This is a genomic window from Kitasatospora sp. NPDC059722 (genome assembly GCF_042733235.1).
Taxonomy (GTDB): Bacteria; Actinomycetota; Actinomycetes; order Streptomycetales; family Streptomycetaceae; genus Kitasatospora.
This window is the reverse complement of record NZ_JBHWGD010000039.1, coordinates 78,848-85,929: the sequence shown is the minus strand read 5'-3', so window position 1 is coordinate 85,929 and position 7,082 is coordinate 78,848. Positions and strand designations below refer to the sequence as shown.

Here is a 7,082-nt window from a genome sequence, read left to right as displayed (position 1 = left end):
GCGGCCGGGCAGGTCGGTGGCCTCGATCCTCAGCTGCATGCGCCCATCCTCCCCCGGGTCCAGGGCCTGTCGTCAAACTCCCGTCGTCCGCCCGGTGGGCGGGCCGGGCGGCGTTGGGGTGCGTGCATCGCAAGGCGGAGGAGGGAGTCCATGCGGTGGGGGCACCTCCCGGCCGTCAGGCTGGGGGACATCGGCGACCGACGACAACGCGGCGAGGCGCGTGCCCCAACGCCGCCCGGCAGGCGGGAGTCTGCAGACGGACCCCCGGCGCCGGGGTGACCATCGACACGACGGAGGACCGCGCATGACCACCACGCCCGAGGAGTTCGACGTCATCGTCCTGGGCGCCGGGCCGACCGGCGAGAACGTGGCCGACCGGACGGTCGCGGCCGGCCTGCGCACGGTGATCGTCGAGGCCGAACTGGTCGGCGGCGAGTGCTCGTACTGGGCCTGCATGCCGAGCAAGGCACTGCTGCGCCCGGCGGCGGCGCTCGCCGACGCCCGCGCGGTGGCCGGCTCGCGCGAGGCCGTCGGCGAGGGGCGGCTCGACGCGGCCGCGGTGCTGGCCCGGCGGGACTCCTTCACCTCGCACTGGCGGGACGACGGCCAGGTGAAGTGGCTGCGCGACACCGGCATCGAGCTGGTGCGCGGCCACGGCCGGCTGGCCGGCGCACGGACCGTGACGGTCGAGGCGGAGGACGGCGGCGAGCGGGTGCTGACCGCCCGGCACGCCGTCGCCGTGTGCACCGGCAGCCGCCCGGTGCTGCCGGCCGGGGTGCCGGGGCTGGCGGAGGCCCGGGCGTGGACCAACCGGGAGGCCACCGGGGCCCCCGCCGTCCCCGGGCGGCTCGCGGTGGTCGGCGGCGGCGTGGTCGGCGTGGAGATGGCGACGGCGTGGCGGGCGCTGGGTGCGGAGGTCGTCCTGCTGGTGCGCGGCGGCGGGCTGCTGCCGCGGATGGAGCCGTTCGCGGGCGAGCTCGTCGGCGACGGCCTGCGCGAGGCCGGGGTGGACGTCCGGTTCGGGGTGGAGGTCACCGCGCTGGAACGGGCGGACGGCTCCGGACCGGTCGTGCTGACGCTGTCGGACGGCGAGCGGCTGAGCGTCGACGAGGTGCTGTACGCGACCGGGCGGGCCCCGCGGACCGCGGACATCGGCCTGGAGCAGGTCGGGCTGAAGCCGGGCGACTGGCTGGAGGTGGACGACAGCTGCACGGTGCTCGGCGTGCCCGGCGAGTGGCTCTACGCCGCCGGGGACGTCAACCACCGGGCGCTGCTCACCCACCAGGGCAAGTACCAGGCGCGGATCACCGGCGCGGCCATCGCGGCCCGGGCCCAGGGGCGTGAGCTGGACACCTCGCGCTGGGGCGCGCACGCCGCGTCGGCCGACAGCGCCGGCGCGCCGCAGGTCGTCTTCACGCAACCGGAAGTCGCCGCCGTCGGCCTGACCCTGGCGGCGGCCGAGCGGGCCGGGCTGCGGGTCAAGGCCGTCGACCACGACCTCGGCGCCGTGGCCGGGGCCTCGCTGTACGGCGACGACTACCGCGGCCGGGCCCGGGTGGTCTTCGACCTGGATCGTCAGGTGCTGGTCGGTGCCTGCCTGGTCGGCCCCGCGGTCGCCGAACTGCTGCACTCGGCGACCGTCGCGGTGGTCGGCGAGGTGCCGATCGACCGGCTCTGGCACGCCGTGCCCGCGTACCCGACGATCAGCGAGGTGTGGCTGCGGCTCCTGGAGGGCTGCCGGGGCTGAGCGCCTGATGCCGTCCTCCGTCCGCCGTCCCCCGAGGTCACCGGCTCGGCACTGCTCGGCACTGCCCGGCACTGCTCGGCGCGGCGAGATGTGACCTCGGGTGGACGGCGGGAGACTGGCAGTCGGGGGACGTCCCGGGGGGCGGTTTCTCGTGACCAGGTGGTGTGTTGGCATGACCGAGGTGCTGTTGGCCGTCGGAACCGAGAAGGGCCTCTTTCTCGGCCGCAGCCGCGACCGGCTGAGCTGGGAGTTCAGCGGGCCGCACTTCCCGATGAACGCGATCTACTCCGTCTCCGTGGACCGCCGCGAGGGCCGCGCCCGGCTGCTGGTGGGCGCCGACAGCAGCCACTGGGGCCCGTCGGTGTGGCGCTCCGACGACCTCGGTACCAGCTGGAACGAGCCCGCCGAGCCCGCGATCCGCTTCCCCGAGGGCACCGGCGCCTCGCTCACCAGGGTCTGGCAGCTCCAGCCCGCCGGGCCCGAGGCGCCCGGCGTCGTGTACGCGGGCACCGAACCGGCCGCGCTGTTCCGCTCCGAGGACGGGGGCGAGACCTTCGCCCTCGTCCGGGCCCTGTGGGACCACCCGCAGCGCTCCCAGTGGGGCGCCGGCTACGGCGGCCAGGGCCTGCACACCATCCTCACCGACCCGCGCGACCCGCAGCGGCTCCTGGTCGCCGTCTCCAGCGGCGGCGTCTACCGCAGCAAGGACGGCGGCGAGAGCTGGGAGCCGTCCAACACCGGTCTGCGCGCAGAGTTCTTCCCCGAGGAGAGCCAGTACCCGGAGTTCGGCCAGTGCGTCCACAAGATCGCCCCGGACCCGGTCCACCCCGACCGCCTCTACCTGCAGAACCACGGCGGCGTGTACCGCAGCGACGACTGGGGCGCGAGCTGGCGGACGATCGTCGACGGGCTGCCCGCCGAATTCGGCTTCGCGATCGCCGCGCACCCGCGCCGCGGCGACACCGCCTACCTGTTCCCGCTCGGCGGCTCCGGCGACCGCATCCCGCCCGGCCGCCGCTGCCGGGTCTTCCGCACCGAGGACGCCGGCGACAGCTGGCAGCCGCTCGCCGACGGCCTGCCCGGCGAGGACCACTACGGCATCGTGCTGCGCGACGCCCTGCGCACCGACGACGCCGACCCGGCCGGCATCTACTTCGGCAACCGCACCGGTGACGTGTACGCCAGCCACGACGAGGGCGACAGCTGGACGCTGCTCAAGTCCCACCTGCCCGACGTGCTGTGCGTGCGCGCGGCCGTGATCTCCTGATGCAGGGCCGCCGTCGGCCCGGAACACCGGCACGCGGCCGGAACGGGGCCGGTAGGACGCTGGCACGAGGCCGGCAGAGGGCCTGCACGAAGCCTGTGTTCGGAACAAACCGTTGCCCCCGGTCGTCCGGGCTGGTCAGTATGGCCGGAACACGAACGATCTCGACGATGGGGCAGGCGTGGCGGAGACGGACTGGGTGATCGGGCGGACCTCCGACGGGGTGCCGGTGGTGCGGTACCGGCGGGGCGAGCGGGAGGGCCTGCCATGGGCCGACCTGCTCGAAGTCCTCGACGGATCCGGCGGGGTGGACCCGGTGGAGTTCGTGCGCGACACCATGCCGGGGTGGGCGGTCTCCGGATCCGCCGAGTTCGGCCGGGAGTTGCTGGCGCGCGGCGCCACGCCGCTGCGGCACGCCCACTCGCTGCGGCGCGACCTGGTGGCCGACCCGCCGCCCGCCGACTGGACGGACGCGCCACTGCGGGAGGGCCTGCGGGCGGCGCCCTGCGACCGCGCGCCCGAGGAGCTGTTCGACGCGTGGCGGGCCGCGTTCGCCCCCGGACACGTGGACCGGTTCGCGGGCGACGACCGCCGGGCGCTGGCCGAACGGCTCGCCCCGCTGCTCGCCGGCACGGCCATCGGGCCCGTGCTGCCCGCCAGCCTGCTCGCCGTGGACGCGGACGACCGGGTGGTGGGCGGCGTCGTGCTCACCGACCGGGCCGGTGTGCCGTGGGTCGGCGAGGTCTTCCGCCACCCAGGGCGCGGCTACCCCGGGCTCGGCACCGACCTGCTGCGCCGGGCCGTCGCGGACTGCGCCCGCAGCGGGCTCGCCGAGGTGCAGCTGACCGTGACCGAGGGCAACCCGGCCCGCCGGGTGTACGAGCGGCTCGGCTTCGCCCTGGTGCACACGGCCCTGACCGTGATCGTGCCGGGCGGCGCCCCGGCAACCGGCTGACCGCCATCGGCCGCCGCCGTGCCCCCGGCGACCCGTCACCGGGCCAGCTCCAGCACCACGATCCCGGCCAGCACGGTGACGCTGGCCGTCAGCCGCAGCCGGCCCAGGCGCTCGCGGAACACCGTCGTGGCGATCAGCGCGGCGATCACGATGCTCGTCTCCCGTAGCGCCGCGATCGTCGCGAGGTCCCCCCGGGACTGCGCCCACACCACCAGCCCGTAGGCCGTCAGCGAGAGCACGCCGCCCACGATGCCGAGCGGCGCCACCCGGCCGACCCCGACCAGCAGCGAGCGGCCGCGCCGCAACCACACGACCAGCACGAGCGCCGGCCCCTGGAGCAGGAACAGCCAGGCCACGTAGCCGCCGACGGTGCCGGCGTGCCGGACCCCGCTGCCGTCCAGCACCGTGTAGAGCGCGATCATCACCCCGGTGCCCGCCGCGGCCCCCAGCGCGGGCAGCTGCGCCCGCCCCGGCACCCCCTTGGCGAAGGCCAGCCCGATCAGGCCGCAGGAGATCACCGCGACTCCCGACAGCTCGCCCGCGCCCGGGTGCCGGCCCAGCACCGCCACGGATATCAGCGCCACCAGCAGCGGCGCCGATCCGCGCGCGACCGGGTACATCTGCCCGAAGTCCCCCAGCTGATAGGCCCGCAGGAGCAGCACCGTGGACACCGTCTGGACCACCGTCGAGGCCAGCAGGTAGGGCCAACTGGCGGCGGCCGGTAGCGGGTTGACCAGCACCAGGACGACGGCGCACGCGGTGTACGTCAGGTTGATCAGCGCGAAGCCGACCAGCTTGTCCGGGATCCGGTGCGCGAGACCGTTCCAGACGGCGTGCAGCAGTGCCGCGGCGAGCACGACGACGGGCACGGCCGACGCGGATTCCGGCATGGCGGGACTCCCCTCCGACGAAGCATCAGACTTGGAACGGAATTCCACGGTACACTGGATCCATGGAAGAGCGTTCCGAATTTTCTCCGCTGGAGTCCCAGCTGGCCGCACTGGTCCGCACCCGGCTCGGCGACCTGCGCGGCACCGAGGCACGCGTCGCCCGGGTCGTCCTCGACCGCGGCGCCGACCTCGTGCACCTCAGCGTGAGCGACGTCGCCGAGCTGGCCGGCACCGCGCCGTCCTCGGTGGTGCGGGCGTGCCAGCGGCTCGGCTTCCGCGGCTTCCAGGAGCTGAAGATCGCCGCCGCCCGGCAGGCCCCGCGCCCGGCCCCCGCCCCGGCCGACCGGCGGGATCCGGCCGCCCGCGCGCTCGCCGACGCCCTGGGCGCGGCCCGGGAGGCCCTGGACGGCGTGGCCGCCACCGTCACCCCGGCCGACCTGCGGGCCGCCGCCGAGCTGCTGGACGGCGCCGACCGGGTGCTCCTGGCCGGCTCCGGGATCTCCGGCGCCATCGCGCTCGACCTCGCCTACCGGCTGCGCGCGCTCGGCCTGGCGGTCGACGCCCCGGCCGATTCGCTCACCGCCCAGATCGCCGCGGCCCAGCTCACGCCCACCGGCGTCTGCCTGGTCGTCAGCCACGGCGGCGCCACGCCCGTCGTCGTCGAGGCGGCCCGCCGCGCCCGCGAGGCCGGCGCCGCCGTGCTGGCGCTGACCAGCTACGCCCGCTCCCCGCTCACCGAAACCGCCACCCACATCCTCCTCGCGGGCGGGCAGGACCTGGTGTTCGGGCTGGAGATGACCGCCAGCCGGATCGCCCACCTGGCCGTCGTCGACGCCCTCACCGCGACCCTGCTCGCGGTGCGCGGCCCGCGCGCCGAGCGGGCGCTGGAGCTGTCGGCCGACGTCATGGGGCGCCAGCTGTACTGAGCGTCCGGCCACGCGCACCCGCGGGTCTGGAAATCCGGCCGCCACCCGGGCACGGTGAGCGGGTGGCCGGCCCCGGCCCCTTGCCCCGGTTCCGAGAGGACGGCAGAGCGCGTGGACGTGAACGCCAAGGCGCAGTTCGGCGACTACCAGAACGAGATCTACTTCGACGGCCTCTTCGGCGTCCTCCCCGCCCTGCCCCTCTCCCCCTCCGACCTGGAGGAGCGCGGGCAGGCCGCGCTGGCGCCCTCGGTGCGCTCCTACGTCGCGGGCGGCGCCGGCGACGAGACCACGCAGCGGGCGAACACCGCCGCGTTCGAGCGCTACGGGCTCGTGCCCCGCATGATGGTCGGCGCCGCCCGGCGGGACCTCACGGTGGACCTGTTCGGCCTCACCCTGCCGTCGCCGCTGCTGCTGGCCCCGGTCGGGGTGATAGGCCTGTGCGCCCAGGACGGCCACGGCGACCTCGCCACCGCCCGCGCCGCCGCCCGCACCGGCGTGCCGATGATCGCCTCCACGCTGTCCGTCGACCCGATGGAGGACGTCGCCGCCGGGTTCGGCGACACCCCGGGCTTCTTCCAGCTCTACACCCCGACCGACCGCGCGCTCGCCGAGAGCCTCGTGCACCGGGCCGAAGCCGCCGGGTTCAGGGCGATCGTCGTCACCCTCGACACCTGGATCACCGGCTGGCGCCCCCGCGACCTCGCGACGGGCAACTTCCCGCAGCTGCGCGGCCACTGCCTCGCCAACTACACCTCCGACCCGGTCTTCCGCGCCCGGCTGGCGAACCCGCCCGAGGCCGATCCGCGGGCCGCCGTCCTGGAGTGGACGCAGGTCTTCGGCAACCCGCTGACCTGAGACGACCTTCCCTGGCTGCGCTCGATCACCGAGCTGCCGATCGTGCTCAAGGGCCTCTGCCACCCCGAGGACGTCCGCCGCGCGAAGGACGGCGGCGCGGACGCGGTCTACTGCTCCAACCACGGCGGCCGGCAGGCCAACGGCGGACTGCCGGCGCTCGCCGCGCTGCCCGGCGTCGTCGAGGCCGCCGACGGGCTGCCGGTGCTGTTCGACTCCGGCGTCCGGACCGGCGCCGACGTGGTCAAGGCGCTCGCGCTGGGCGCCACCGCGGTCGCCGTCGGCCGCCCGTACGCCTACGGGCTCGCGCTCGGCGGCACGGACGGCATCGTGCACGTGCTGCGCTCGATCCTCGCCGAGGCCGACCTGATCATGGCGGTGGACGGCTACCCCACGATCGCCGACCTGCGGGCAGAGGGGGCGCTGCGGCCGCTGTGAGGCCCGGCCG

5 protein-coding genes and 1 pseudogene are annotated in these 7,082 nt (G+C 75.7%); 5 read left to right on the top strand and 1 reads right to left on the bottom strand.

Annotated elements, in window-relative coordinates:
• Positions 1–304 precede the first annotated feature (304 nt).
• The 3 genes from ACFV4F_RS24240 to ACFV4F_RS24230 all read left to right on the top strand — a co-directional run bounded on the left by ACFV4F_RS24240 (position 305) and on the right by ACFV4F_RS24230 (position 3,966).
• Positions 305–1,747, top strand: coding sequence for a dihydrolipoyl dehydrogenase family protein (locus ACFV4F_RS24240; RefSeq protein WP_380505394.1), 1,443 nt, complete (start codon positions 305–307; stop codon positions 1,745–1,747).
• A gap of 172 nt (positions 1,748–1,919) precedes the next feature.
• Positions 1,920–3,014, top strand: coding sequence for a WD40/YVTN/BNR-like repeat-containing protein (locus tag ACFV4F_RS24235; RefSeq protein ID WP_380505392.1), 1,095 nt, complete (start codon positions 1,920–1,922; stop codon positions 3,012–3,014).
• A gap of 178 nt (positions 3,015–3,192) precedes the next feature.
• The gene (locus ACFV4F_RS24230) at positions 3,193–3,966 is read left to right on the top strand and encodes a GNAT family N-acetyltransferase (RefSeq protein ID WP_380437401.1); all 774 of its coding nucleotides are present in this window, start codon (positions 3,193–3,195) and stop codon (positions 3,964–3,966) included.
• 35 nt (positions 3,967–4,001) lie between these two features.
• Here ACFV4F_RS24230 and ACFV4F_RS24225 read toward each other — a convergent pair whose 3' ends face one another.
• Positions 4,002–4,856, bottom strand: a complete 855-nt coding sequence (locus tag ACFV4F_RS24225) for an EamA family transporter (protein ID WP_380505389.1) — start codon at positions 4,854–4,856, stop codon at positions 4,002–4,004.
• A 62-nt stretch (positions 4,857–4,918) separates the two neighbouring features.
• Here ACFV4F_RS24225 and ACFV4F_RS24220 point away from each other — a divergent pair, with 62 nt between their 5' ends.
• Both ACFV4F_RS24220 and ACFV4F_RS24215 read left to right on the top strand, forming a co-directional pair.
• Positions 4,919–5,782 carry a MurR/RpiR family transcriptional regulator gene (locus ACFV4F_RS24220; RefSeq protein WP_380505386.1) on the top strand — a complete coding sequence of 288 codons (864 nt, stop codon included), beginning with the start codon at positions 4,919–4,921 and terminating at the stop codon, positions 5,780–5,782.
• A 117-nt stretch (positions 5,783–5,899) separates the two neighbouring features.
• A pseudogene (locus ACFV4F_RS24215) lies at positions 5,900–7,072 on the top strand (alpha-hydroxy-acid oxidizing protein).
• Positions 7,073–7,082: the final 10 nt, after the last annotated feature.

Coding starts and splice junctions, on each gene's coding strand:
- ACFV4F_RS24240 (WP_380505394.1), top strand. CDS start 305: ATGACCACCACGCCCGAGGAGTTCGACGTCATCGTCCTGGGCGCCGGG.
- ACFV4F_RS24220 (WP_380505386.1), top strand. CDS start 4,919: ATGGAAGAGCGTTCCGAATTTTCTCCGCTGGAGTCCCAGCTGGCCGCA.
- ACFV4F_RS24225 (WP_380505389.1), bottom strand. CDS start 4,856: ATGCCGGAATCCGCGTCGGCCGTGCCCGTCGTCGTGCTCGCCGCGGCA.
- ACFV4F_RS24235 (WP_380505392.1), top strand. CDS start 1,920: ATGACCGAGGTGCTGTTGGCCGTCGGAACCGAGAAGGGCCTCTTTCTC.